The sequence below is a fragment of the Nostoc sp. genome (assembly GCF_036917575.1).
Classification (GTDB): Bacteria; Cyanobacteriota; Cyanobacteriia; order Cyanobacteriales; family Nostocaceae; genus Nostoc.
Window position 1 is genome coordinate 1 of sequence record NZ_JBALDC010000019.1, and the last position, 25708, is coordinate 25708.

The window sequence follows — 25708 nt, forward strand, 5'->3', positions numbered from 1 at the left end:
CTTGTTTTTCCGGGTTCATGCTTTAGACGGACGGCTTGTGTATTCTCATACATTCTCCCAGAAAAGGTATATCCGCCAAAGTGGGATGCTCCCGATCGCAAATGGGCTAAAAGGTTGTTCCAACAATACAGGTGTAACATCATCAACTGGGTATGATGCATAACCAGCATCAACCACCTTAATAGTCTGCTGTGGTTGCACGGCTATTATTTGATGTTCTATTGATGCCTTGATAGACATCTTTGTTAGCACTTGCTGATTGCCTAGTGTTATCTGACTCAGATTGAGGCTTTCCAACTGGGAGTTGGCATTTGCGCGAGAAATTTGTATCATAGAAATGTTAGCCCTAGCTAAAAACTTAGGGTAAAAAAGCGACAAATTAAAAACAAAATTAAGTGGATTCTGCTTTTTGAGTGACTTCAGGTTTGCAGAATCACTTGGGGCATAAATAACCCTTAGTAAGCTAAAGCTTATTGGGGGTTTTGTGCCTTTAATAGATTCTACCTACAACTTTTCTGTTTGACAAGAGGATAGTTATAATAAAATAAAGAATGTCAAGGACAGTTATGATCAGATTGAAGGACATTTAAGGACAGATAAGAACAGAAAAGTTATCCTTGATTGCCTCCTAGATGAAAAATAAATATGACAGAGCTAAGATCCAGACGTGGTATTCAAGTAACTGAACAAGGGCTTCAGTTACTCCAACGAGCCAAGGTTACAAAAAAGAATGATGAAGGCAGGCTTACGACTTATTTAGATATTGCAACAAATGCCGGAGTGAGTGAGAAGACGGTTAAACGCTTTTTCGGTAGGAAAGAAAATGTTGATTGGGAATATGCCAGTGCGATCGCCAGAGCCTTAGATTTAGAACTAACAGACTTAATTGATGCAAAAGCGACGACTCCGCCACCTGAAACCGCAGCTACTTTCATTGATTGGCGTGAAGTCTGTAAAACCATGCTAGAACCGCAGCGACGGACAACCAGCAATTTCATCATGCAAGATGAATCTGCCAGAAAAGACAAAGAACAAATTTATGTCCCTCTGGCATTGGTACAACGCACAAAAACAGATAAACGCGGCAAGGGTAACTTTTCCCCAGATGTGGGAACACGTCTTTATGAACCGCAGTATGAAACGCAGCAGCGATTTGAGCATGAAGCTTTCTTAAGTCAAATTCTAGAACATGGCGAAGGTAAAACCAAAGGACAGCAGATAGCTGTGATTGGAGAACCGGGTGCAGGAAAAACAACACTGCTGCAAACTATAGCTTTTTGGGTGTTAGAGAAAGACTTAGGTTTACCAGTCTGGATTTCTCTGGCAGACTTGGGGCGAAATGGTACTTTGACAGATATTCAAACATATATATTTAATGGTTGGCTAGAGCAAGCAATTCCTGCAACACAATTAACTCAGGAAGTGCGGGAAGACTTTACAAACCAAACACAGCAGGGACGAGTGTGGCTGCTGTTAGATGGGGTAGATGAAATGTCTGGAGGGAAAGCATCTCACCAGCCATTAGAGGAAATTTCCCGTCAATTAACTGGATGGCTACATTCATCGCGGGTAGTGCTAACTTGTCGGCTGAATGTTTGGCAAGCGGATGTTAACGCCCTAGAAACCTTTGAAACCTATCGCTTGCTAGACTTTGACTATCCCCAACAGGTGCATCAGTTTATCGATAACTGGTTTGGCAACAGTAAAAAAGGAGAACGGTTAAAGGCAGAATTAGACTCAGCTGAACGGGTACGCCTGCAAGACTTGGTGCAAACTCCCCTGCGGTTGGCGCTGTTGTGTGGTATCTGGCAGACTGAGGAGGGGAATTTACCGGAGACAAAAGCGGGACTGTATCATCAGTGTGTGCAGCAATTCTACAGATGGAAACAAAATCGTTTCCGCACCAGCACAAAAAAACAACAGGAATTAAACAAAGCCTTGGCACGTTTAGCACTGCGGGATATCAATGAAGGCAGTTCGCGGTTCCGCTTGCGGGAAAGTTTTATCAGTCAGGAACTGGGAGATGTAGATGATGAGACTTCACTGTTTTACAAAGCTTGGCAACTCGGCTGGCTGAATCATGTAGGAATTACGGCTGAATCTCCTAGCAAAGAAAAGGTTTATGCCTTCTACCATGCCACCTTTGAGGAATATTTTGCCACGTTAGCTATTGACGATTGGCACTATTTTTTGAGTCACGTTCCTAAAAACCCGCAAGAAGGAATATATCGCATATTTGAGCCGCAGTGGAAAGAGGTGATTTTACTGTGGTTGGGACGAGAAGATGTAAAAAAGCAACAGAAGGAAGATTTTATCAAAGCGTTAGTAAAATTTGAAGATGGGTGCAACAGTCAGAGTCAAATTCCTGACTGGAAAGGATTTTATGAATATCGAGCCTATTTTATAGCGGCAGCCGGAGCCGGTATTGCCGAGTTGAAAGATTGTGATTTAGCAGATGTGATCGCAAAGCAAATTGTCACATGGCGCTATGGTTATTTCAACATTGAAAAACAGAAGTGGCAGACATTTGACGAACGGATAAAAGCTGTACTGGCAGAAACGGATCGCAAAAAAGTGAGCGCGGCATTAGTGGAGTTAATTCGTGATTCTCAAAATGAATATACCCGTAGGCAAGCGGCATCAAGTTTAGGAGAAATAGCTAAAGATAATCCCAGTGCGATCGCGGCATTAGTGGAGTTAATTCGTGATTCTCAATCTGAAGAAACCCGTTGGCAAGCAGCATCAAGTTTAGGAGAAATAGCTAAAGATAATCCCACTGTGATCGCGGCATTATTGGAGTTAATTCGTGATTCTCAATCTGAAGAAACCCGTAGGCAAGCAGCATCAAGTTTAGGGAAAATAGCTAAAAATAATTCCACTGCGATCGCGGCATTAGTGGAGTTAATTCGTGATTTTCAAAATGAATCTATCCGTAGGCAAGCAGCATCAATTTTAGGAGAAATAGCTGAAAATAATCCCACTGCGATCGCGGCATTAGTAAAGTTAATTCATGATTCTCAAAATGAATCTACCCGTAGGCAAGCGGCATATAATTTAGGGAAAATAGCTAAAGATAATCCCACTACGATCGCGGCATTAGTAAAGTTAATTCATGATTCTCAAAATGAATCTACCCGTAGGCAAGCGGCATCAAGTTTAGGGAAAATAGCTAAAGATAATCCCACTGCGATCACGGCATTAGTGGAGTTAACTCGTGATTATCAATCTGAAGAAACCCGTTGGCAAGCAGCATCAAGTTTAGGAGAAATAGCTAAAGATAATCCCACTGCGATCGCGGCATTAATGGAGTTAATTCGTGATTCTCAAAATGAATCTACCCGTAGGCAAGCGGCATATAATTTAGGGAAAATAGCTGAAAATAATCCCACTGCGATCGCGGCATTAGTAAAGTTAATTCATGATTCTCAATCTGAAGAAACCTGTAGGCAAGCGGCATATAATTTAGGGGAAATAGCTGAAAATAATCCCAATGCGATCGCGGCATTAGTGGAGTTAATTCATGATTCTAAAAATGAATCTATCCGTAGGCAAGCGGCATCAAGTTTAGGTAAAATAGCTAAAAATAATCACACTGCGATCGCGGCATTAGTAAAGTTAATTCATGATTCTCAAAATGAATCTACACGTAGGCAAGCGGCATCAATTTTAGGAGAAATAGCTAAAGATAATCCCACGGCGATCGCGGCATTAGTGAAGTTAATTCGTGATTCTCAAAATGAATATACCCGTTGGCAAGCGGCATCAAATTTAGGTAAAATAGCTAAAGATAATCACACTGCGATCGCGGCATTACTGAAGTTAATTCGTGATTCTCAAAATGAATCTATCCGTAAGCAAGCGGCATCAATTTTAGGTAAAATAGCTAAAGATAATCCCACGGCGATCGCGGCATTAGTAAAGTTAATTAGTGATTATCAAAATGAATCTATCCATAGGCAAGCAGCATCAATTTTAGGAGAAATAGCTGAAAATAATCCGACTGCGCTCGCGGCATTAGTGGAGTTAATTCGTGATTCTCAATCTGAAGAAACCCGTTGGCAAGCAGCATCAAGTTTAGGAGAAATAGCTAAAGATAATCCCACTGCGCTCGCGGCATTAGTGGAGTTAATTCGTGATTCTCAAAATGAATATACCCGTAGGCAAGCAGCATCAAGTTTAGGTAAAATAGCTAAAAATAATCCGACTGCGATCGCGGCATTAGTGGAGTTAATTCGTGATTCTCAATCTCAAGAAACCCGTTGGCAAGTGGCATCAAGTTTAGGGGAAATAGCTGAAAATAATCACACTGCGATCGCGGCATTAGTAAAGTTAATTCATGATTCTCAAAATGAATCTACCCGTAGGCAAGCGGCATCAAGTTTAGGGAAAATAGCTAAAGATAATCCCACTGCGATCGCGGCATTAGTGGAGTTAACTCGTGATTATCAAAATGAATATACCCGTTGGCAAGCAGCATCAAGTTTAGGAGAAATAGCTAAAGATAATCCCACTGCGATCGCGGCATTAGTGGAGTTAATTCGTGATTATCAAAATGAATATACCCGTAGGCAAGCGGCATATAGTTTAAGGAAAATCTTAACAAAATCTGACAAGATGACGGCAGTTGTCACTGCTTTGAAAAATGACTTATCAGATGAGGCTTACGAAGTTATCTGGCACTGCACCCAAACTATGACTTATCCAGCTTTTTATCAAGCTTGGCATAGTGACTCATTCCCACTTCAAAATTAAAAAACCCAACTTACTGATGTTCATTTCATCTTTTTATTGAGTGGTATTTAAAGCTGGATTAATGAGATTAGGTAAGGAATTGAAAAAGCGATGATACCTTCTCAAATTATCTTAGAGCGGGTGCGGTCATTTTCCAGAAGTATTCCAATCAAAAATCTGAATTTCTCTAATCCAGTCTTAAGTAAAATTATTTGATAACTTTCAGTGCGTTTACAACCCCATGATCAAACCCGCCGATGTCAGCACCAAACGCTTAATCAGCCTTGCACCTGATAACCGGATAAAATGGGTAACGCAGATTCCTGATATTGTTGCTGGCGAAATTCTCAACTCAGAATTTCATTTTTAGCAAAGGGGAAGAACGAGGAAGAAAGGAAGAGTTATATTCAGGGATTGAATTGGCATTAGAAATTAAGTTTGGCAATCAAGGTTCAGAATTGATGTCGATAATCTCTCAAATTACGGATTTGCAGAAATTAAAAACAATTCAGCAGGCAATTAAAACTGTAAATACAGTCAATGAATTACAGCAAATTTTGTCAACCAACTTTACATGAAATACCAAAAACATAACCCCTCTCCGCCACCGGAAAGGGGTTAGTCACTATCGAAACTCAGCACTACATTGTACAGATGCGATTCATCGCGTCTCTATTCAGCAATCTCTAATAAGCGTCCTGCAACTCATAGAAATCAGGCGAGATATAATCCTTGCGCAAAGGCCAACCTACCCAATCTTCCGGCATCAAAAGCCGCTTGAGATTTGGGTGTCCTTCGTAGATAATGCCGAACATATCGTAAGACTCGCGCTCTTGCCAATCTGCGGTCTTCCAAATCCAGTACACAGAAGGCACTACGGGATTTTCCCGTGGTAAGAACACCTTCACTCGCACTTCTTCGGGGCGATCGCTATTATCACCCACTTTAATCAGGTGATACATACTCACTAATTCTTGTCCTGGGCCAAGGTCAATGCCACCTTGACACTGGAGATAATTAAACCCATAGGCATAAAGGGCTGTAGCAGTAGGAAGCAAGAAATCTGCCGCCACCTTAATTATCTCTACACCATTCTTGTCTGGTGCTAAAAACTCATGGTCAAAGCCATTTTCCGTCAACCACTGGGAAACTTTACCCGCTTGTACCAATGACTCTTCTTTCGTTGCTACTGGTTTAGACTCTTCTTCGTCTGCTGGTACTGGTTTAGATTCTTCAGCCACGGGTTTGTTCCTCCTTTTGTGCCTTTGCTGTCAGTAGTGCAGGTGGTATTGGCATACCAATCGCTTCCGTCAATTCCTTCGGTGGTACAGAGCGAGTTTCTGACTGCAAATACTTACCAGTTAAGATTTCCTCTACTGGCTTCAAATTATGAGTTGTGCTGTAGTAGCGGTGGGTTTGCTTAATTTTACCCCGCTCTTGCATCGATTCATTGGAGATTTTTTTCCGCAGCTTAATGATTGCGTCAATAATTGCTTCTGGACGGGGAGGACAACCAGGTAAGTACACATCCACAGGAATCAGTTTATCGACTCCGCGCACTGCTGTAGGGGAATCAACGCTGAACATCCCGCCTGTAATTGTGCAAGCTCCCATCGCAATTACATACTTCGGCTCTGGCATTTGTTCGTAAAGACGCACCAGTTGCGGAGCCATCTTCATCGTAATAGTCCCTGCCGTAATAATTAAATCGGCTTGGCGGGGGCTAGAACGGGGAATTAGCCCAAAACGGTCAAAGTCAAATCGGGAACCAATTAAAGCTGCAAACTCAATAAAGCAGCAAGCAGTACCAAATAACAACGGCCACAAACTAGAAAGCCGCGCCCAGTCATAGAGATCGTCAACCGTCGTCAAAATGACGTTTTCTGAAAGGTCTTGAGTGATTGTAGTCCGTTCAATAGGGTTGATGATTCGTTCTTTGCCCTGGGTTGTTAAGTTAGAATTCAAGACCATTCCAAAGCTCCTTTACGCCATGCGTAAACTAAAGCGACTACAAGAATTGCAATAAAGACTAGCGCTTCAATAAATGCTAATAGCCCTAAGCGGTGAAAAGCTACCGCCCAAGGATACAAGAATACAGTCTCCACATCAAAGACGACGAAGACCAGAGCAAACATGTAGTAGCGGATGTTGAACTGAATCCAGGCTCCCCCGATGGGTTCCATTCCAGATTCATAAGTGGTGCGGCGTTCTGGGGCGTAACCACTGGGTCGTAGAAGCTTGGAAGCTGAGAGCGCTAAGGCAGGTACTAGGCTACAGATGATGAAGAAGCCTAGAAGGTACTCGTAACCGCTGAGGACAAACACAATGAGTCTCTACCGCTTATGGATTATTTTAAGTAGGGAGTGGGGGGTGGGGAGTGGAGACTAGGGACTAGGGACTGGGTACTAGGTACTGGGTACTGAGAAATCCTTCTGAATCTCCAATCCCTTATCCTTAATACCAAATTCTTTATTTTTAATTCCTAGTTTCCAATCCTCAGTCCCCAATCCCTCAACTGTGTAACTTTCTTTTACATTATATCTGTTTGGCTTTTCTGAAATCTGGGAAACAGACGCACTTCAGGTATTTAATTCACTTTTGCTAGTGATAGAAAAGTCTAACAATTATGTCATAATTTTTAACGTATATTTAAGATTTCTTCTCTGCGAGGCCTTAGCCATGAGCGAACCAGCTGTTGAGACTACGGTGTTAGACCGCTACGAGTGTCGCGCCTGCGGTTATGTTTACGAACCCGAAAAGGGAGACGACAAGGATGATATTCCTTCAGGGACAACCTTTGCAGAATTGCCCATGAGTTGGCGCTGTCCAGTTTGTTCTGCTAAGAAGACCGCTTTTGCCAACATCGGCCCCGCGGGTACTGCATCCGGCTTCAAAGAAAATCTCGGTTATGGTTTAGGTGTCAACAACCTAACGCCAACCCAAAAGAATATCCTAATTTTTGGTGCTTTGGCTCTTGGTTTCTTGTTTTTTATTAGTCTCTACGGCTTACAATGACAGCCCTTAAACAATTCCAAATAACGCTCTCTAACAGAGGCTTTACACTGCGCTAACAAAATTCAAAATGAAAAAAGCAGGATTTTCCAGCATCGTAGCTGCTAAATCCGACAAAAATTTAGAAATAACTAAGAAATACTGATGGATTCAATTGTGAAAAATTGGCAACGAATATTTGCCTTGTTAATAGTAGTCGTGATGTGCATAGGTTGTAGCCAAGTCCCCTCTGTTAGCTACAATCCTTGGAAAGTCATTTCTGTGCCAACAGACTCGAATTTATTGGATATTGCTTTTACTAAAAACCTTGAGCATGGCTACTTAGTCGGTAGCAATGCCACCCTATTGGAAACAAAGGACGGAGGTAATACCTGGAAACCAATGATACTGCAACTGGAGGAGCAAAAGTATCGCTTTGACTCAGTAAGTTTTGCAGGTAAAGAAGGCTGGATTGCCGGAGAGCCTGGACTATTACTACACACTAGTGATGAAGGTGCTTCTTGGTCGCGTATTCCCCTGAGCGAAAAGCTACCAGGTAGCCCGATCGCAGTTAAGGCGCTAGCAGACAATACAGCTGAAATGGCTACTAATGTTGGAGCCATATATAAGACCACAGACGGCGGCAAAAACTGGAAAGCTCAGGTGGAATCAGCAGTGGGTGTAGTACGTAACTTAGAACGTTCTGCTGATGGTAAATATGTTGCAGTTTCGGCTAAGGGTAGTTTCTACTCAACTTGGGAACCAGGGCAAGATGCTTGGGTACCCCATAACCGCAATAGTTCTCGGCGGGTAGAAAACATGGGCTTTGGTGAAAATGGGCAATTGTGGTTGTTAGCTAGAGGAGGTCAAGTTCAGTTTAGTGACGAAACTAAACCTGATGAGTGGCAAAAGGCACAATATCCAGAGTTATCCACTAGTTGGGGTTTACTGGATTTGGCATACCGCACACCCAATGAAATTTGGGTAGGTGGCGGTAGCGGTAATTTGTTACGCAGTGCTGACGGTGGCAAAACCTGGGAAAAAGACCGTGAGGTAGAAGAAGTTGCGGCTAATTTATACAAGATTATATTCTTAGAGCCAGAGCGGGGATTTATAATTGGCGATCGCGGCGTTTTGCTCAAATATCTACCAAACCCGGAAACAACTTCCTCAGAAGCAGCTTAATGGCGACTGGGAACTAGGGACTAGGGACTGGGGACTGGGGACTGGGGCGTTTATTTCAAAATACTCGTTTTACCCATAACTTTTTAAATTCCCTTAAACCCCGCGATAAATTAGGGGACTAAGTAAGAGTTTTCCCAATCCCTAGTTCTCATTACCCAATCCCCAATCCCCAATCCCCAATCCCCAATCCCCAATCCCCAATCCCCAATCCCCAATCCCCAATCCCCAATCCCCAATACCTAATTTCTGAGAAGAACTTTGCAACTTGTAACTCTTTCTTAACTTTGTAGGATAATAAACTCAATAACACTCTATGTATAAGGTAGGGATCTAAATGTCAGGTACCACTGGAGAACGTCCGTTTTCGGACATCATTACTAGCGTTCGTTACTGGGTAATCCACAGCATCACCATCCCAGCATTATTTATTGCTGGTTGGCTATTTGTGCAAACCGGGTTGGCTTATGATGCTTTTGGTACACCCCGTCCCAACGAGTATTTCACACCAGCGCGGCAGGAAGTGCCCATTGTGAAGAACCGTTTTGAAGCTAAAAAACAAGTTGAAGAATTTATTGGAAAGTAGTTTGAAATCATGACTAGCGGCAACAACATCAATCAACCAGTTACCTATCCAATTTTTACTGTTAGATGGCTGGCAGTTCACACTTTAGGTGTACCAACTGTGTTCTTTTTGGGCGCGATCGCCTCAATGCAATTTATTCAACGTTAGGAGCAATTATGGCAGAAAGATCGCCCAATCCCAATAATCAGCCGGTTGAACTAAATCGGACTTCGCTATACCTGGGATTACTATTCATTTTCGTTTTGGGTATTCTGTTTTCTAGTTACTTCTTTAACTAATTAGAAGTACTGTTGTTAATCTTGGTTTATGAACGTGTATTGATTTGTTGTTAAGGGAGGAGAGAAGCTGTGTCTGGAAGTGGGAGAATTCCTCTGTGGGTCGTCGCTACGATCGCAGGTTTAGGTATAATTACAGTCTTGGGCATTTTCTTTTATGGTGCCTACGCCGGACTCGGTTCTTCGATTTAACATGAGTTAGTTTGAACCGAACACTATAAGTTAGAATTTTCTAGCATTTGTTGAGAAATCAACGTTAAAAAAACCGCCTGTCTCTATGAGATGGGCGGTATTAATTTTGGTCATTAGTCATTTGTTTTTTGCAAATGACTAATAACTACATCAGTATCAGTTGATATTGCTGATATCGTCGCTTTCAAGGTATAAAAACAGAAAGGTGAAGACCACACCTGGCACAATCCAACCAATTATGGGCACAAAGAGAGCAGACAAATACGAAGTACTAGCCAAGACAGAAGGCAAAAAAGAAGTTGCCATAGTAAAGGTTCCTATCAAATTACATTACAATTCAAGATGAGCTTACTGCAAATTCTGCCAGATTTTTGAAATTCTTTCATATTTTTAACACAGGGAAGATGGAAAGATGAGCAAGAGAGTATGGGGCTGCGATCGCACCAAAAGCCAAAACCTCCTCGTACCACCTCATATACCCAAAAGTTCATGTAGCTGCAAGTCTGGCAAGTCTGGAGGAATTACAGTTCGGACTATTGTGACTTTGTGACTCTCCTGTTGGGTTGTTAAATCGAGTGCGATCGCTTCTAAGCGAATTTCCAAACAGCCAAAGGGAATGTTTAATTGTGTCATCACTTCCAATCCTCTCGACGCATTAGGAAGTAAATTTGTCAATAAATGAGGACCATCTAGTAAGTAGCGAGTTTGATAATCTTCAAGCCATAACTTGACAACAACTTGCAAAGGTACTTCTGGCAATACTATGCGCACTATGATAGACTTGCCAGCAATTAATTCGCCTTCTGGCACATACAAATGTGGAGTTGGCAAAAACTCGGTGGCTGCTGCAATTATAGGTAAGGAAGAAGATGAATATAACAGTGGTTGCTCCTTTTCTTCAAAGGTGTAACTCCCAGTTGTATCGTCTTCCAGTTCGTTATCTGCATCATCTACAACGATTTCTTGCGCCAACCAAGCTGACGCTATATTTATTTTTATCAGAGGAGGAGGGGGCGGTATTTGTGTTAAGAGAGCCGATGAAATTATTGGTTCTTCTAGTACTTTTTCTATTTCCGTATCTTCATCGCTCCCCAGTTCCATTTCCTGCATTGTGTCTATATCCTCCCCAAAGTTCTCCACATCAGGAGCCAACCCTTCAACTTCTTCCCATGTCTCTTGTCCCTTGAGCGTTTCAGCCAAGAAAAGTTGTGAACTGTTCCAACCTTCTCTCAGATTATTCTCCGTGTTGGCATCTAAGTCTAACGGTAAGTTAACATCAACATTCGTATTTTCTGCACTAGGAGAAAGAGGTATCTGCTGTGCTGGAACATAGTTTTTGTAATCTTGAAGTTGCAGCTCGTTGATAGATTCAGGCAAGGAGTATCCTTGGCTCTGCATCCACTTCCTGAGTAGGGGAGATGAATGAAGATTTCCTGTTGTAATTAATTGTGCATTTTGGGAGGTTTTGACTTCAGCAACAGATTCTTCCTGAAATTGTGTATTTTGCAGAACTTCGACTTCAGCAACAGATTCTTCCTGGAATTGTATATTTTGCGGAGTTTCGACTTCAGCAATAGATTCTTCCTGGAATTGTGCATCACCTACTACTAATTCAGGTGTATTTTTATCTTCAGCTACAGTTGCGTCCAACTTTGGCAAGTCTTCAGCTGCTTTAACTGCTAATGTATCTGGAGGAACATTGTTTTTTACTTTTTCTTCTGGATCATCTGGCAAAGCTTGTAGCCGTTTCAAGTATGGCAAAGTATTCTCAAGTATTGGCATTCGACGTTGCTTAATAACCAACTGCTCCAAGTTGATGGTGGCTATAATAGCATCCTTTTCTAAAAGCTCCAGTGTCTGTGGTTCTTCAAGAACATCTGTGGAAATGTTGGCATCACTTTGAATAGGGGGTAGTTTCGGTAATTGAGGCAACGAAATGCCTGAATTCTTAAGCTTAGATGTCCGCAGGTTAGCTTCTCGCAGAACTTGCAGGTTAATTTGCGGTGGTAGAGGTGTGTTTGGGGATGGATTAACTATTAGAGACTGGTCTGTTTTTAGAGTCTTGACCAGATTTAATAGTTTCAAATCAAGCTTAACAAGTGTCTCTGTTTCTGTGAAAGCAGCAGATGAGTCCGATGGTGTTATGGGGTCATTTAAAGATGTACTGGATTTTGCTGCGGCTGTAATTGCTAGTAATTCTGTTACATCTGCTGTAATGGTGAAGGACTGGCTGGCTAACAGCATGACTTCACCAGCATCGGCGAATTTACCATACAAACTGATATCTGCCAAAATTAGCTTGGATTCACAATCAGCAGGAACATCAATTGAGGTATTGATGGTAAAAGGCAACTCCTTATCTAATAAGGGTTGCCGTACTTTGGTTAATATTTTTGAATTCTTGGGCGATCGCAGTTCAATTTCTAGTTCAAGCGCCCGTAAGCTTTTTGGAGATAATGTTTCACCCCAATCTATATTTGTCTTTTCTTGGAATTCTATGTACCCGTTGATTATAAGAGCTTGTCCCCAACGAGCAATGTAATTATCCTGACTTAAAGTTAACAGTAATGGTGGCGGTAGTTGTGTTACTGAAGAATCTGTAACCTTTTCATCTTTGAGCAGCAGTTCAGAGGCAGGTAAAGCTAAATCTATTAAATTTTGTAAAATCTGCTCTGCCGTCTCTCCCTTTAACCACACAGAACTTACACGCTCATCGATAACTATATCTTCGTCTTCTTCTGTTTTATCTGACACAACAGTGGTAGTAGTAAGCTTGCTGTCAGTAGTTACTAGTTCTTCACAAACAGCGATCGCTTGCTCTAGCTCAATTACAGGTTCTACTGGGGCATTAGATTCCAACTTTTCTTCATCTGGTGCAACAGTGGGAACAAGATTGTTGTCTGTAGTTGCTAGTTCTTCAGAAACAGTGATCGCTTGCTCTAGCTCAATGACAGGTTCTACTGGGGCATTAGATTCCAAGTTTTCTTCATCTGGTGCAACAGTAAGAACAAGATTGTTGTCTGTAGTTGCTAGTTCTTCAGAAACAGCGATCGCTTGTAGCTCAATAGTAGTTTCTGTTGAGGCATTAGATTCCAACTTTTCTTCATCTGGTGCAACAGTGGGAACAAGGTTGTTGTCTGTAGTTGCTAGTTGTTCAGAAACAGCGATCGCTTTCTCAAACGTCAATAACGTAATTGCAGTTTCTGCTGAGGCATGACATTCCAAGTTTTCAGAAACAGTATCTGGGCGATCGGGTGAATTTGATTCTAAATTTTTCCTCTGCTCTCTCTCTGCTAACAGTGAGAAGACTTGCATTTGCACGCTGTATTGCCAAGATTTACCGAGCAGATCCGACATCAAATCGCCGGAACACCGCAATTCCCAGACTCCCGACTGGAAGTAGGTAAAAGGAATTATCGGCATTAAGCCTTCTAAGTTAGTGCGACGCGAGCGCTTGAAAATTCGCCGCATTGGTTGAACTTCCTCAGTTGAAGAGTGAGTTACCCGCACTTCCACGTCTGTATTCAGAAGGTTAGAACGAGCCAAAACTCTATAATGTCCTTCCAAAATTTCCAAATTTGGCGATTCTAGGATATGCCACGAGCGAGCGCCTTGTTTCTGTATCAGAAATTGCCAGTGTTCCATTGTAAATGATGCCCAGACCGACGAGCCGCTGAGTAATATTGTGGATTAACTTGCTTGCAAGTTTACCTCAGTATTTTAGAAATGCCTCACTTAAATGGCTATTAAGTTAACTCAGTTTTACGAGTTGACTTCTCACACTTTAACTACTCACCTCAACAGCATTTCAATAAGTCGCCGTGTTGCTTGTGTATAAGACTTTTGTTGTTTTCTGAATATTAAGTTTGACACATACTAGTGCTAAATTGACAGGAATGCAATGAATACCTTTAATTGTCTTTGCTCAACTTAATGTAAAAGCTTTTGTATTATTTTTTACTAAAGTTCATATTTTGCAATAGACACAACGTACAATAAATTAAAATTCACTTGAGAATTGTTATTGAATCGTAATTGCCCACATTTTTGCTACAAAGAGGTAGGATGTGGTTCTTAAGTGTCTTCTGCGATCGCCCAAGTTAGGCGCAAAGCGAGATCGCAAATCACAACACTTAACCATGCACAACGCATCCAATTTATCTGAAGTGGCTTTTTGAACGGCTACAAAACATATTTTCCCTTGAGTGAAATGTGGGTTGACAATGAGGATTTACTAGGAGGGATTTGATGCTAGTCATTTTAATGGACGAGCAAATCCTTGCCCCTGAGCAAGTTTGCCAGTCTTGTTTACTCGCTGACGGGAGTGGTCAACCCCGTTGGCGTGGGGGTCAACTGCGGTGTGGTCAAGCCATTCGCAAACTTACTCAACAGCAGCCAGACCAATATGAATGTATGATGGGCTTTCGCATCGCCCATATAGAATAGTTGAATTTCTCAGCAAGACCAAGTAACTGCGTTATCCTAAGCTCAAGTAACTATTTAAAATTTAACCAGAGGAGAACGCATAATGTCTTGGCGCGGCTCTACAACAGTTTCAGATCGGATTTTTGCTTCCTTGCCTTATTTGCTTCCTCTAATTGAAGTTTTTGTATTTGGTAGATATTTGTTCTCAGAGTTTCCACCACTACAACTACTGTTTCTGCCGCTTCTGCCATTGTTGAGAATTTACTACGGCGTGCGTTATGCAGGAATGATTATTTTCTTTGCTTTATTTTTGCTGGTAGTAAGAAACGAAAAAATTAGTCACTTTATTCGTTTTAACACCATGCAAGCAATCCTTTTGGACATCATTATCTTTTTGTTTAGTATCCTGACTGATGTTGTGGGATTAGTTCCCTCCGGTGGTTTTGCAATCCAAACGCTATCTACAACCATTTTTATCGGCATAGTGGGAGCAGTTGCATATTCAGTTATCCAGTCTGTAAGCGGACGTTATGCAGAAATTCCGGCGATATCTGATGCAGTGTATATGCAAGTGCGTTAGAAGTTAACGGGTCGCTACGGTGTTTTCCAGGCGACCAATACCTTCAATTTCTACACAGACGCGATCGCCTGGATGCAAAGCACTTACACCCTCCGGCGTACCTGTAAGCACTAAATCACCAGGTAGTAGCGTCATCACCTGACTGATATAGGAAACTAAAACATCGGGGGAAAACACCATCCGATCAATATAGCTAGATTGAACTGGATTAGCGTCGTCATTGACAAAAGTCTGCAATCTCGCTCCTGGATTTAATTCTCGTACAATCCAAGGACCCAAAGGACAGAAAGTATCAAAACCTTTGGCTCGCGTCCATTGACCATCCTGTTTTTGTAAATCTCGGGCTGTTACGTCATTGGCAATGGTGTAGCCCCAAATTTTGGTTTGGGCTTCTTGTGGTGTACATTCAAAGGCGTAATCGCCAATCACTAAAGCTAGCTCTCCTTCATAGTCAACTCTATGTGACTGGGGAGGATACTTAATTTCCCTCTCGGATGGAATGATCGACGTAGGTGGCTTAAGAAAAATTAGTGGTTCAGAAGGTACTGGAGTTCCCATTTCGGCTGCATGATCTGCATAATTCTTACCCACCGCCACAATTTTTGAGGGAGCGCAGGGAGCCAGAATTTGGTAATTTTCTGGTGTCAAAGTTAAATCAGTGGGTTGTCCTTGTAACCAGGGTGGAGCATCTAGCACCTGCACATTCAGGGATAGCTGTAGTAACCCATAGTAAATCTGTCCTTCTGGATTTTGAATTCGCACGTAGCGCTGCGCCATAACCTTGATGAATATCCTTTTTTTTGCTTTTTCGTTGCTGTGAGCAGGTAGCAATCGTCAGTTAGCTGTTTAGCAAACCGATTAAGCCTTGAGCAAAAAAGCGATCGCTATAAGATGCCCTTAAAGAAAGATACCTCTTAGCGAAGCTGATAGTTCGCTCAATCTTGTTAAAGAAATATCAGGGTTGCCTCCTTTACCTAGTTTTCATTAAAAACATCCAAAAAATCCAAACTTCGGCGATTTGGCTAATGATTCAAATTGAAAACTGGTAAGATTATAGTTCCTTGTTGCTTCAGATATCGATTTATACTGACATTTATTATAAAAGTTAAGTATAAAATAGTATCAGCAGCCAATTTAGTCCATGAGGAAATGAAAAATATGACTACAGATTACGAAACAATGTACATCCTCCGTCCTGACTTGGGAGAGGAACAGGTAGAGCAAGCAGTTACTAAATATCAGAATTTGCTTCGCGATCAAGGTGCTGAGGAGATCCAAATTCAAAATCGTGGTAAGCGCCGTCTGGCTTATGAAATCAAAAAACACCGGGATGGCGTCTACATCCAGTTAAACTACAGCGCGCCTGCAACTGCGATCGCCCCCTTTGAACGTGCCATGCGCTTGAGTGAAGAAGTGATTCGCTATTTGACAATCAAACAGGAAATTCAAGAAGAAAAACTTCCTAAAGAGGAAAAAGAAAAGCCCACTAAAGCAACTGCAACACCTGCAACAGTCTAAAATACTGAGGACTGGGCACTAGGAACTACTAACTAGAAAAGGAACTGAATGTTCAATCCTCACTCCCATTCAAAAAAATTTTGTCTTTTTCTTTTTTCGTGACTTATTTGGGAATGCTAAATTAACAAATACTTGCCAAAGGTAGTACTCCCGCAGTTATACCTAAGAGTGGACAAGATTATGAATGGGAGCTTTAAGCTACTGTGAGCCAATCTAATACACCTAATATTCAAGTTCTCTCGACGGAAGTATCGCAGCTACGCCAGGAGTTGCAACTTCGCGATCAATTAGTGCAACAACTATCTCAAGAACTCTTCCGGCTGGTAAAGGGTAATACTAGTTTTATGCCCCAGCAGCCGGAAATTGAGCGCGATCTGACCCAGTTACACGCTTTACAAGAACAACTTCAAGCTGTGGAACAGCAGGTGGCGTTCTACCAAGAGCAAATTACAACTCGTGACTCCGAAATTTATCAATTGCGACAGTCAGTTCAAGAATTAACCGATCGGACTCGGATGTTGGAGCAAGTAGTACAAGAATTGCCTCAAATATACCGTCGGAAGTTTGAAGAGCGGATAACGCCAGTCAGAGAAAAGGTAGCAATGCTACAACGAGAAAACCGCCAACTGCAAGCAGAACTGCAAAGTGTGAGTTACCGTTTAGCACTAAAAACTCGCAATGCTAGTCATAGCGGTATTGATTTACCAAATTTTTCCCGCCCAGTATCCGAACAAACGAATATTTCGACTGCCCAGAATGCCTAAAATTACCATTACGGTGGAATCTAAGAGGTAAGAAATTGGTACAACAAAGTATCTTGGAGGTATCCAAGTACTAAATCGAGGCAAAAATAACTATAAAGTTAGAAATAACGTAAAAGCTAAGATTTTAACCTTTCTTACCTCTTGCTTCCTTTTACTATTTACGCTGCATATAAAACAATTAGCTTAAAGCAATTTGAAAAACCCTGTCTTTAAAAGGCTGGGGAGTGTCACAAACACTTGCATTTGCTTTGACCAATTTTAATCATTTTTGAACTTTACTGCTTTAGGTAGATGACTCCCAATCAGTATATTCATTCACTTGTAATTTATACTACCTAGCTCAAAGCCATGAGTTTTCCTCAACATTCTTCTCCAGATAATAAAGAAGAGCAGTCTGCCACCACCAGACTGTTATCTTAAAAGAATGTGAAAAAGTTCAAATATTGCTTGACTCCGCCATCCTTCTGTAGGTAGATTTATTAGTTAGTCTGCTAGCATCAGACTGTTATCTTTGACGTTGGTAAAAATATCTTGGTAAGTGTGAAAAATTTCAAACACTGTATCGAGTTGGGTAAGTTCCAAAATCAACCGTACGGGAGCTTGTACGTTGCATAGAACCAAGCGGCAACCACTCTGACGTGCAGCTTTTAACCCTTTTACTAAAGGAACTAAGCCAGAACTGTCCATGAAGTTAACTTCTGCTAGGTCGATAACCCAGAGTTGATAAGCTTGAGGGATTACTCCAGCCATCTGTTCGCTCAAAGCCTTACCGCCTTCCAAATCTATGCTTCCTTGGGGTTTAAACAAAATCACTTGAAGTTCTTGTGTGAAAGCCATGAATTTAACAGGGTAATTGGAACACTTGACAGAAAATTGAAAAAGACACAAATACTTCTTTTCTTTCAACGGTGAAATGACTCTTTTACCCAGATATTTGGGCAATTGCAGTCCTACAATTGAGAGAAATTATTTCAGTATTCATGTCGTATAATTTGTGATAACTTTCATCAATATAGGCATAATCGCCTAACAATTTCGGTATCAACCGTATCTTTTACAAAATTTTCATGGTTTTAACGGATATTTATAAATTTTCCATAAAATTTTTAATCTTTTTTCAATAAATTATGAACATGTGGTAGAGATTGCAAAAATATTCAAAAATTAACAGTTACTATAGATTAGAAGCTATGAATTATTCAGTATTAAACTAATGACTTAATAACTCTATGTATTAGTTTGATTGACACCCCACCCAAAAAAAAGCAAAGATATAGTAAAAGTAAAAATTTGTAAAGACGGCGGTGTGGAATGTCTTTAGAGCTGATTTCACTAGAAAATATCCAGGAAATTGCTCATAATTACGGGTATTGGGCAATTTTTTTCGGAGTTTTGCTAGAAAATTTAGGCATTCCCCTTCCTGGTGAAACCGTGACCTTAGTGGGCGGGTTTTTAGCTGGCAGCGATGAACTAAATTTCTGGCTGGTTCTCGGTGACGCAATCATGGGTGCTGTCATTGGTGGCACTTGTGGCTATTGGATTGGTAAAGTTAGCGGTTGGGCTTTTCTGGTAAAAGTTGGTGGCATATTTCGGATTTCTGAAGTGCGGCTGCTGAGTATTAAAGATCAATTTAGTCAAAATGCTGCTAAAGCAGTGTTTTTTGGGCGTTTTTTGGCATTGTTACGAGTTTTTGCTGCACCACTAGCTGGTATAGCTGAAATGCCCTTTGTAAAATTCTTTTTATACAACTTGTTAGGAGCAGTTGCTTGGGCTAGTTTGATGGTGACGTTAGCTTTTTTTGCAGGCAAAATTGTCTCTTTAGAACAATTGGTTGCTTGGGTGGGTCAATTTGCGATCGCAGCCTTACTAATCCTTGCTGCCTTAATTTTTGTGCCCCTGTGGCTGGAGTCTCGCCATGTTAAAAGTCCAGCAGAAGAGTAAGTAAAGTATAAATAAGTGAGGAGTGAGGAGTAAAGTAAAAAGTGAATTTTTTAACTTTTACTTTTGTATTTTGCTTTTTTAACTCCTAACTCCTGTAGAGACGCGATTAATCGCATCTCTACTTCTAACTCTTAATCTGCTTTGACCAAATGCGAGTTGGTAGTCCCCAAACGTAGATAAAGCCTTCAGCGGCTTTATGGTCAAATTTATCTTCGGCTCCGTAAGTTGCCAAATCGGGAGTATAGAGAGAATTATCGCTAGAACGCCCAACTATTGTAGAGTTGCCCTTGAACAACTTCACTCGCACAGTTCCAGAAACTTGCTCTTGTGTCTTTTGAATAAAGGCATCGAGTGCAACTTTCAGTGGACTGTACCACAAACCGTTGTAAACAATTTGGCTGTAAGTTTCTTCAATCCCACGCTTGTAATGGGTAACATCTGCCGTTAAGGTCAAGCTTTCTAAATCTCTATGTGCCTGAATTAGTACCAACATCGCAGGTGATTCGTAGATTTCCCGCGATTTGATCCCCACCAGACGGTTTTCAATCATATCAATCCGTCCGATGCCATGATTTCCTACAGCCTGATTGAGTTCTTCAATTAGCTCAACTGGCTTTTTGGCTATACCATTGAGGGTTGTAGGAATACCACCGTGGAAACCAATTTCGATGTACTCTGGCTCGTTAGGAGTGTCAGCGATCGCTTTGGTCATCTCATAAATTTCTTCTGGTGGTTCAAATGACGGATCTTCGAGACTACCCGCTTCAATGCTACGACCGAGCAAATTCTTGTCAATACTATAGGGAGAAGATTTTTTGACTGGTGAGGGAATATCAAACTTTTCCCCATAAGCGATCGTTTCCTCACGACTCATTCCCCATTCTCTGGCGGGTGCGAGGATCTTCAAATTGGGGTTTAAGGCGGTTACAGAGACATCAAAGCGAACCTGATCGTTGCCTTTGCCGGTGCAACCGTGAGCGATCGCATCAGCACCATATTTTTCGGCTGTTTCTACTAATATTTTGGCAATCAGTGGACGAGCCAGGGCGGTTCCTAGAGGATAACGATTTTCATAAAGGGCGTTGGCTTGAATCGCTCCAAAGGCGTAATCTTTAACGAAGCTGTCTTTGACATCCGCCACTAGGGATTCACTTGCACCCGATTTCAGAGCTTTTTCTCTGATTGGCTCTAATTCATCTCCCTGACCTAAATCTGCTGCAAGAGTAATCACCTCTTCTACACCCCACTCTTGTTTGAGGTAGGGGATGCAAACTGAGGTATCCACTCCGCCAGAATATGCCAAGACAACCTTTTTGGCGCGACCCATTAATTTCTCCAGTTAGGACAACAAAGAATGAGTCATTATTATATCTAAACTAATCCATGTATATTTTATTCATACAATAACCTATAGAAGGATTTAGGAGTTAGGAGTCACAATTGTAGTTTACTCTTAATCCAGTTCGGTTAAGCTCTAAGCAGTTATTGAGTATAAAAAAAGAAAATTTTTCTCAAGCTTGCTATGCGTAGTATCGAGCGTAGAAGAAAGCCTGATCGTAGAGAGCAAAAGGATTAGGGCGAGTTTACCTAAGTAAGCTCACCCTAATTTATATTTAATGTTAACTTAGTTTTGAAATCCTTATATAGCCTAAGAGTAGAGTGTAGAGAAAATCAGGAAAATCTTACAAAGCTAAGATTGATGTATTTAATGAGATTGCCTTACACTTTGCAACTTTTCGTTCTTGCGCTTGCGGAGAAACATACCACCTACAGCCAGCATACCTAAGGTAACACTAGGCTCAGGAACAGACTTGGGGTCAAAACCTGTAAATTTGTCAGTTCCTATATGGAAAGAATGGTTGTCGCTTTCAAATCCACCACCACCTGCTTGGGTAATGACAATCTTGTTGAAAATATCCTTGCTACTATCTGAGTAGAAGTGAAGGTAGCCATTTCCTTCACCGCCATGCTGTGACGCATGAATTGGAGCAACTGGGTTCACATCCTCTGTTGAAAATGATTTGATCAGATTATCGCCTTTGTAGAAGGAAAAAACGTTACCAGAACTAATAGCTCCCCAGTCAATACCGAAATAATTGAGGGACTTTGCCAGGTTAATTGTAACTTTATCGCCGTTGAAAACTGCCAAATAGCTACCATTATTATTGACTTCACCTTTTGCCCCAGCAGGTGCCCATTGATCTAACCTAACACTGCTGCTTCCACTGTTGTTCTCAAATGAGTATTTAGCAAAACCAGTTGTTGGTGCTTGACCATTATTGAAGTCAACAGTTGTTGTACCAGGAAGCTGAGTAAACTCAGAAAAAGCACCTTTGTCAGTTTTTCCATCAGGGGCTGCAATACCAGTGGTTACTTTGAAGGAAATAGCCTGGGCAGAACCTGCATAGATAAATGAGGAGATTGCAGATAGAGATAGAGCAGCAATACAAGCAATTTTTGTAAGAGACATACTTTTGAGATTCTGTATTTTTAATTGTTAAAAAGTTCGTTGTGCGACTTGAGTTCATTATGTAATGTCTTATATTAGGAAAAACAGGATGAAAATACTGGATTTTTATTTACTGAAAAATCCCTAAATTGGGTCAATGATTTGCTTGATTATCGAAGAAAAATAAGTAGTTTTACTTCCGGGAAGACAGAATAGAATACAATTTCTTTATCTTTAGATAAAAAAATTGTAAAGCTAGACCAGATATATCAAGAATTTGTATCTTCAGATGTTGTCCTTATTAAGGACTAATAAAGACAATGGACAACACAGTTTAAAATTCTTTGTTTGCTGAAAAAGGGAAAGAGATTTGTGGTTATTGCTATTGGTTTTGACATTCTTCTCTTTCTCCAGTCAACTATGCCACCTAAGTTTTTTTGACATGGGTAGTAACATGATTTAGACTACCTCTTGCAACAAAAGAATTTTGAATCTATGCATCCAAATGAAGAAGCTGCTGTCCCTACTCGCGTTATCGGTTTAATTAGTGGCACATCCGTAGATGGTATAGATGCTGCGTTGGTAGAAATTTCCGGCACAGAATTGGATCTCAAAGTTGAGTTGCTAGCTGGGTCAACATATCCTTATCCAGCCGAACTTAGAGAAAGAATATTAGCAGTTGGTGCAGGCGTTGCCATCTCAATGGCAGAATTAGCAGAAATAGATGATGCGATCGCTCAAGTCTTTGCCCAAGCCGCCCAAAATATTCAAATTGGTCATCAGCCAGCCACTCTCATTGGCTCCCACGGTCAGACGGTTTATCATCGACCACCTAAAGAAGGAGCAGGGGGAGCAGGGGAGCAGGGGAGCAGGGGGAGAGAAATGCTCGCTACCCACGGGTTAAACCCTAGCTATTCGCCAACAGCACAGGGTACTTCCTTGGGTTACAGTCTTCAACTAGGGCGAGGTGCATTAATTGCCCATCTGACGAGCATTGCGACTGTGAGCAACTTCCGCGTTGCTGATATTGCTATTGGTGGTCATGGTGCGCCTCTCGTGCCCAGAGTGGATGCTTATTTACTTAGTCATCCCCAGGAGGGACGTTGTATTCAAAACATTGGTGGTATTGGCAATGTTGCTTATATTCCACCTCGGCATGGTGACTGGCTCTCAAAAATTCGCGCTTGGGATACTGGGCCAGGAAATAGTCTGTTGGATCTAGCGGTGGAGCATTTAAGCGCTGGTGCTAAAACTTATGATGAAAATGGCAATTGGGCTGCGAGTGGTATTCCTTGCCATCCATTGGTAGAACAATGGCTTAACCAAGACTACTTTCATCTACCGCCACCAAAATCGACAGGACGCGAGTTATTTGGTGTGACTTACCTACATCAGTGTTTAAAAGATGCTCAAGCATATCAACTCAATCCTGCTGACATTCTGGCAACTCTTACAGAACTTACAGCTGCTTCAATTTTTCATAGTTACCGCACTTTTTTGCCAGAAATGCCACAACGGGTACTATTATGTGGTGGTGGTAGTCGCAATATCTATTTGAAACAAAGATTGCAGTTATTGTTGGCATCAATACCAGTGTGGACTACAGATGAAGTCGGCTTGAGTGCAGATTTTAAAGAAGCGATCGCTTTTGCAGTTTTGGCCTACTGGCGACATTTGGGTATTCCTGGCAACCTACCTACTGCTACAGGTGCACCTCAAGAAGTACTTTTGGGAGAAATTCACCAAGGTCAGTCCTGAGTCAAGAACAATAAACAAAATAAAAAATTTTTTCATTCTTCGCTAGTAACTCAGTACTGGCAACTTAGCACTGCTATAACTATAGTCTTGGCGGCACTCGAGCAAGATAGGGAATAAAAGGTGGCTCATACTTTTTTATTGGAACCAGGACGCTGGGCAATGGAAGGAAATTGGCTGGAACGCAATGGTATGCCAATTAGCGTCAAGGGTATGACCTTGGTAGCTTGGAATCGAGATAACTGGTTCACTATGGCCACAAAACTGATATTCCCAGGTAGCGATCGCTCTGAAATCTCTCTGCAATATAAGGGGCGGTTGCATGATGGAGAGCGTCAGTATACTTTTTTGCTACAACATAATATTTTGGGGCAGGTTGAAGGCGAAGGCTGGATTGGTCTGGATACTATCGTACAGCGTTATTGGGTACTAAGCGATCGTCAACGTCGTAGTGGCTTTGAAACCCTACACCGGATTTCGCCAGATACATATCACCTTAGTAGTGGTATTTTAGCTGGTCATTTTTTAACTAACACAATGGAAGCGAGCCTAGAGCGTCAGTCAGCTTAAAAGTAGTGCTGTCAAACTGCTTTGCTGTTCTTCTAAGCCAAAAACCGCCCTTCAAAAAACTTTGGCGACGCACTGCTTTACCAACGCCTAATATCTCCCAGCCAACTTTGACCACTTATCGTTTATTCTCACAGACCTACTGATACCAATATAGAAAAGAATGAAACAGATGCGTAATAGTCTGTCAATAAATAATTGATGGATAGATTCCCTGTAGATACGGCGATTTATCGCGTCTTTATAACCGCCAAAATGAATTTGACAGACCAGTAAGTAGGTTAGGTTAAACAAGTGAAATCCAGCAAATACAACACTATTAGATGTTGGGTTTTGTCCCTAAACTCAACCTACATCTGTAGCAATCATTTTTTAAATTGGTATGAGTTGTATAGTAAAAAAGAAATAATCAAATTATCATCGTCAGAATTTTAGTATTTTACCTAACCGTGTAATCAGGAGTTCAGTTTTGTGAATCCTAAAGTCTCCGTTATTATCCCTGCTTACAATACTGAAACTTATATTGGGAAGGCAATAGAGTCAGCCTTAAAGCAAACACTCACTGACATTGAAGTCATCATGGTTGATGATGGCTCAAGTGATAAAACTGTAGAAGTCGCTAAAAGTTTCACCGATCAACGTCTTAAAGTGATAGTTAATCAGCAAAATCTTGGAGCAGCGACTGCACGTAATCGTGCCTTGAGAGCAGCTCGAGGAGAATGGATTGCTGTACTTGATTCAGATGATTGGTATGCTCCTGAAAGATTGGAAAAGCTTGTGTCTTTGGCAAATAAAACAAATGCAGACATGATTGCTGATGATATTTTTTTTATCAAAGACGGTGCAACATCTCCTTGGAGTACATTGATTCAAGAAGGTGGAGAACTTATAGATAAAATTCTCCAAATTGATATCGTTTATTTTGTAGAAACTGATATCTTTGGGAAAGCAGGATTACATCTTGGCTTGAGCAAACCTCTATTTAAACGAGAATTTTTGGTTAAACACGGCATTGAGTACGATGATGAAATCAGGATGGGTCAAGATTTTTGGATTGATATGAAATGCTTAATTAAAGGAGCTAGGTTTTTTATTGAACCAAAACCTTATTATTTCTACCGTTCACGCCCCGGTTCTCTTGTATATCAAAGCAAATTACCACGTCTGAATCAATCTTGCAAAGCTGCTAAATACTTCATGCAACAAGACGTTGTAAAAAAAAATCCGGCTTTAATGCGTGCTCTATCTTATAATCTTTCAGTCTTTCAGAAAAATCTAGCTTATTTTCAAGTTGTAGAACCAATAAAACAAGGAAAATTGTTAACAGCATTCACAGAAATCAGGAAAAATCCAGCCTTCTTTTATGATTTTCTGTCCCGACTTCCTGGGATCGTCGAGCGTCGAATTAAATACTATGTGATGAATAATAAATCAAGTTTTGATATGTATCCTAACCAACAAATAAAACAAAAAAATACCTCTTAGACTATTACAGTTTCATCAACAAATAACACATGATTTTATAGTAATAACGAATTTAAATGTTAAAAATATTGTTAGGTAATCAGAAAATATTTTAAAAGTATTGGGCTAATATAATTCGCTATTACACAAACTCAAGTCTACCTCTATGGAATAGTGCAAACTTAAGGGTTTGTTAACCTGTAAAGGCAGGTAAAGTTTCATGTAGCGAAACTAGTGCCGTCTTCTGCCAACACAAAGCAACGTCTCCAAGAGTTGGCGGGACACCAA

Annotated in this window: 26 protein-coding genes and 1 pseudogene; 16 read left to right on the forward strand and 11 right to left on the reverse strand. The window is 41.1% G+C overall.

Annotated features, from left to right (window positions below; genetic code table 11):
* Positions 1-45: 45 nt before the first annotated feature.
* The gene (locus tag V7K79_RS04845) at positions 46-333 is read right to left on the reverse strand and encodes a hypothetical protein (RefSeq protein ID WP_335045231.1); all 288 of its coding nucleotides are present in this window, start codon (positions 331-333) and stop codon (positions 46-48) included.
* Between the two features lie 312 nt (positions 334-645).
* Between V7K79_RS04845 and V7K79_RS04850 the strand changes: the two genes are divergently transcribed.
* A complete protein-coding gene (locus tag V7K79_RS04850) occupies positions 646-4752 on the forward strand; it encodes a HEAT repeat domain-containing protein (protein WP_335045232.1) in 4107 nt (1368 codons plus the stop codon).
* Positions 4753-4972: 220 nt separating this feature from the next.
* Positions 4973-5098: pseudogene (locus tag V7K79_RS04855) on the forward strand (transposase); the annotation flags it as partial.
* Between the two features lie 319 nt (positions 5099-5417).
* Here V7K79_RS04855 and V7K79_RS04860 read toward each other — a convergent pair.
* From V7K79_RS04860 to ndhC, 3 genes are read right to left on the reverse strand one after another with little or no spacing between them, the layout of a single operon-like run.
* Complete coding sequence (locus V7K79_RS04860; protein WP_335045236.1) at positions 5418-5972, reverse strand: NAD(P)H-quinone oxidoreductase subunit J; 555 nt, start codon at positions 5970-5972, stop codon at positions 5418-5420.
* Positions 5965-6702, reverse strand: coding sequence for a photosynthetic/respiratory NAD(P)H-quinone oxidoreductase subunit K (gene ndhK, locus V7K79_RS04865; protein ID WP_322730893.1), 738 nt, complete (start codon positions 6700-6702; stop codon positions 5965-5967). The genes V7K79_RS04860 and ndhK overlap by 8 nt, the downstream gene beginning before the upstream one ends.
* On the reverse strand, positions 6693-7055 hold the full coding sequence (gene ndhC, locus V7K79_RS04870) for a photosynthetic/respiratory NAD(P)H-quinone oxidoreductase subunit C (RefSeq protein ID WP_012411797.1): 363 nt from the start codon (positions 7053-7055) through the stop codon (positions 6693-6695). The genes ndhK and ndhC overlap by 10 nt, the downstream gene beginning before the upstream one ends.
* Positions 7056-7410: 355 nt before the next feature.
* Here ndhC and V7K79_RS04875 point away from each other — a divergent pair, with 355 nt between their 5' ends.
* Positions 7411-7746, forward strand: coding sequence for a rubredoxin (locus tag V7K79_RS04875; protein ID WP_335045238.1), 336 nt, complete (start codon positions 7411-7413; stop codon positions 7744-7746).
* Positions 7747-7887: 141 nt separating this feature from the next.
* The gene (locus tag V7K79_RS04880) at positions 7888-8907 is read left to right on the forward strand and encodes a photosynthesis system II assembly factor Ycf48 (protein WP_335045240.1); all 1020 of its coding nucleotides are present in this window, start codon (positions 7888-7890) and stop codon (positions 8905-8907) included.
* 141 nt (positions 8908-9048) lie between these two features.
* On the opposite strand, the gene V7K79_RS04885 is transcribed toward V7K79_RS04880, so the two are convergent.
* Entirely contained in the window at positions 9049-9171 is a 123-nt protein-coding gene (locus V7K79_RS04885) for a hypothetical protein (protein WP_335045241.1), read from the reverse strand.
* 70 nt (positions 9172-9241) lie between these two features.
* Between V7K79_RS04885 and psbE the strand changes: the two genes are divergently transcribed.
* The 4 genes from psbE to V7K79_RS04905 all read left to right on the forward strand — a co-directional run bounded on the left by psbE (position 9242) and on the right by V7K79_RS04905 (position 9957).
* Positions 9242-9490, forward strand: a complete 249-nt coding sequence (gene psbE / locus V7K79_RS04890; protein ID WP_104908256.1) for a cytochrome b559 subunit alpha — start codon at positions 9242-9244, stop codon at positions 9488-9490.
* Positions 9491-9499: 9 nt separating this feature from the next.
* Complete coding sequence (gene psbF / locus V7K79_RS04895; RefSeq protein ID WP_214434864.1) at positions 9500-9637, forward strand: cytochrome b559 subunit beta; 138 nt, start codon at positions 9500-9502, stop codon at positions 9635-9637.
* Between the two features lie 8 nt (positions 9638-9645).
* Positions 9646-9768 (forward strand): photosystem II reaction center protein L, encoded by a 123-nt coding sequence (locus tag V7K79_RS04900; protein WP_335045246.1) that lies wholly within the window; start codon positions 9646-9648, stop codon positions 9766-9768.
* 69 nt (positions 9769-9837) lie between these two features.
* Complete coding sequence (locus V7K79_RS04905; RefSeq protein WP_012411803.1) at positions 9838-9957, forward strand: photosystem II reaction center protein J; 120 nt, start codon at positions 9838-9840, stop codon at positions 9955-9957.
* Between the two features lie 156 nt (positions 9958-10113).
* On the opposite strand, the gene V7K79_RS04910 is transcribed toward V7K79_RS04905, so the two are convergent.
* Positions 10114-10263, reverse strand: coding sequence for a photosystem I reaction center subunit VIII (locus V7K79_RS04910; protein WP_335045248.1), 150 nt, complete (start codon positions 10261-10263; stop codon positions 10114-10116).
* Positions 10264-10428: 165 nt separating this feature from the next.
* Positions 10429-13602: a hypothetical protein gene (locus tag V7K79_RS04915; protein ID WP_335045249.1), complete on the reverse strand. Its 3174-nt coding sequence runs from the start codon at positions 13600-13602 to the stop codon at positions 10429-10431.
* Positions 13603-14205: 603 nt separating this feature from the next.
* Between V7K79_RS04915 and V7K79_RS04920 the strand changes: the two genes are divergently transcribed.
* A complete protein-coding gene (locus V7K79_RS04920) occupies positions 14206-14403 on the forward strand; it encodes a hypothetical protein (RefSeq protein ID WP_094348028.1) in 198 nt (65 codons plus the stop codon).
* A gap of 82 nt (positions 14404-14485) precedes the next feature.
* Positions 14486-14962 (forward strand): Tic20 family protein, encoded by a 477-nt coding sequence (locus tag V7K79_RS04925; RefSeq protein WP_334910736.1) that lies wholly within the window; start codon positions 14486-14488, stop codon positions 14960-14962.
* 3 nt (positions 14963-14965) lie between these two features.
* Here the strand turns inward: V7K79_RS04925 and V7K79_RS04930 are convergent, their stop codons facing one another.
* On the reverse strand, positions 14966-15739 hold the full coding sequence (locus V7K79_RS04930) for a fumarylacetoacetate hydrolase family protein (RefSeq protein ID WP_335045251.1): 774 nt from the start codon (positions 15737-15739) through the stop codon (positions 14966-14968).
* Between the two features lie 381 nt (positions 15740-16120).
* On the opposite strand from V7K79_RS04930, the gene rpsF reads away from it, so the two are divergent.
* Together rpsF and V7K79_RS04940 are read left to right on the forward strand one after the other, a co-directional pair.
* Positions 16121-16480 carry a 30S ribosomal protein S6 gene (gene rpsF / locus V7K79_RS04935; protein ID WP_335045253.1) on the forward strand — a complete coding sequence of 120 codons (360 nt, stop codon included), beginning with the start codon at positions 16121-16123 and terminating at the stop codon, positions 16478-16480.
* A 203-nt stretch (positions 16481-16683) separates the two neighbouring features.
* Positions 16684-17244 (forward strand): Npun_F5560 family protein, encoded by a 561-nt coding sequence (locus tag V7K79_RS04940; protein WP_335045255.1) that lies wholly within the window; start codon positions 16684-16686, stop codon positions 17242-17244.
* A gap of 483 nt (positions 17245-17727) precedes the next feature.
* On the opposite strand, the gene V7K79_RS04945 is transcribed toward V7K79_RS04940, so the two are convergent.
* Positions 17728-18081 carry an STAS domain-containing protein gene (locus V7K79_RS04945; protein WP_335045256.1) on the reverse strand — a complete coding sequence of 118 codons (354 nt, stop codon included), beginning with the start codon at positions 18079-18081 and terminating at the stop codon, positions 17728-17730.
* A gap of 474 nt (positions 18082-18555) precedes the next feature.
* Here V7K79_RS04945 and V7K79_RS04950 point away from each other — a divergent pair, with 474 nt between their 5' ends.
* On the forward strand, positions 18556-19185 hold the full coding sequence (locus V7K79_RS04950) for a DedA family protein (RefSeq protein WP_335045259.1): 630 nt from the start codon (positions 18556-18558) through the stop codon (positions 19183-19185).
* Positions 19186-19309: 124 nt separating this feature from the next.
* Here the strand turns inward: V7K79_RS04950 and V7K79_RS04955 are convergent, their stop codons facing one another.
* Together V7K79_RS04955 and V7K79_RS04960 are read right to left on the reverse strand one after the other, a co-directional pair.
* Entirely contained in the window at positions 19310-20512 is a 1203-nt protein-coding gene (locus V7K79_RS04955; RefSeq protein WP_335045261.1) for an argininosuccinate synthase, read from the reverse strand.
* A 378-nt stretch (positions 20513-20890) separates the two neighbouring features.
* Entirely contained in the window at positions 20891-21655 is a 765-nt protein-coding gene (locus tag V7K79_RS04960) for an Npun_F0296 family exosortase-dependent surface protein (protein ID WP_335045264.1), read from the reverse strand.
* Positions 21656-22129: 474 nt separating this feature from the next.
* Here V7K79_RS04960 and V7K79_RS04965 point away from each other — a divergent pair, with 474 nt between their 5' ends.
* The 3 genes from V7K79_RS04965 to V7K79_RS04975 all read left to right on the forward strand — a co-directional run bounded on the left by V7K79_RS04965 (position 22130) and on the right by V7K79_RS04975 (position 25441).
* On the forward strand, positions 22130-23392 hold the full coding sequence (locus V7K79_RS04965) for an anhydro-N-acetylmuramic acid kinase (RefSeq protein ID WP_335045265.1): 1263 nt from the start codon (positions 22130-22132) through the stop codon (positions 23390-23392).
* A gap of 120 nt (positions 23393-23512) precedes the next feature.
* Positions 23513-23959: a hypothetical protein gene (locus tag V7K79_RS04970; protein WP_335045267.1), complete on the forward strand. Its 447-nt coding sequence runs from the start codon at positions 23513-23515 to the stop codon at positions 23957-23959.
* A gap of 468 nt (positions 23960-24427) precedes the next feature.
* Entirely contained in the window at positions 24428-25441 is a 1014-nt protein-coding gene (locus tag V7K79_RS04975; protein WP_335045268.1) for a glycosyltransferase family 2 protein, read from the forward strand.
* Positions 25442-25708 lie beyond the last annotated feature (267 nt).

Coding starts and splice junctions, on each gene's coding strand:
- V7K79_RS04845 (WP_335045231.1), bottom strand. CDS start 333: ATGATACAAATTTCTCGCGCAAATGCCAACTCCCAGTTGGAAAGCCTC.
- V7K79_RS04850 (WP_335045232.1), top strand. CDS start 646: ATGACAGAGCTAAGATCCAGACGTGGTATTCAAGTAACTGAACAAGGG.
- ndhK (WP_322730893.1), bottom strand. CDS start 6,702: ATGGTCTTGAATTCTAACTTAACAACCCAGGGCAAAGAACGAATCATC.
- V7K79_RS04875 (WP_335045238.1), top strand. CDS start 7,411: ATGAGCGAACCAGCTGTTGAGACTACGGTGTTAGACCGCTACGAGTGT.
- V7K79_RS04880 (WP_335045240.1), top strand. CDS start 7,888: ATGGATTCAATTGTGAAAAATTGGCAACGAATATTTGCCTTGTTAATA.
- psbE (WP_104908256.1), top strand. CDS start 9,242: ATGTCAGGTACCACTGGAGAACGTCCGTTTTCGGACATCATTACTAGC.
- psbF (WP_214434864.1), top strand. CDS start 9,500: ATGACTAGCGGCAACAACATCAATCAACCAGTTACCTATCCAATTTTT.
- V7K79_RS04900 (WP_335045246.1), top strand. CDS start 9,646: ATGGCAGAAAGATCGCCCAATCCCAATAATCAGCCGGTTGAACTAAAT.
- V7K79_RS04910 (WP_335045248.1), bottom strand. CDS start 10,263: ATGGCAACTTCTTTTTTGCCTTCTGTCTTGGCTAGTACTTCGTATTTG.
- V7K79_RS04915 (WP_335045249.1), bottom strand. CDS start 13,602: ATGGAACACTGGCAATTTCTGATACAGAAACAAGGCGCTCGCTCGTGG.
- V7K79_RS04920 (WP_094348028.1), top strand. CDS start 14,206: ATGCTAGTCATTTTAATGGACGAGCAAATCCTTGCCCCTGAGCAAGTT.
- V7K79_RS04925 (WP_334910736.1), top strand. CDS start 14,486: ATGTCTTGGCGCGGCTCTACAACAGTTTCAGATCGGATTTTTGCTTCC.
- V7K79_RS04930 (WP_335045251.1), bottom strand. CDS start 15,739: ATGGCGCAGCGCTACGTGCGAATTCAAAATCCAGAAGGACAGATTTAC.
- rpsF (WP_335045253.1), top strand. CDS start 16,121: ATGACTACAGATTACGAAACAATGTACATCCTCCGTCCTGACTTGGGA.
- V7K79_RS04945 (WP_335045256.1), bottom strand. CDS start 18,081: ATGGCTTTCACACAAGAACTTCAAGTGATTTTGTTTAAACCCCAAGGA.
- V7K79_RS04950 (WP_335045259.1), top strand. CDS start 18,556: ATGTCTTTAGAGCTGATTTCACTAGAAAATATCCAGGAAATTGCTCAT.
- V7K79_RS04955 (WP_335045261.1), bottom strand. CDS start 20,512: ATGGGTCGCGCCAAAAAGGTTGTCTTGGCATATTCTGGCGGAGTGGAT.
- V7K79_RS04960 (WP_335045264.1), bottom strand. CDS start 21,655: ATGTCTCTTACAAAAATTGCTTGTATTGCTGCTCTATCTCTATCTGCA.
- V7K79_RS04965 (WP_335045265.1), top strand. CDS start 22,130: ATGCATCCAAATGAAGAAGCTGCTGTCCCTACTCGCGTTATCGGTTTA.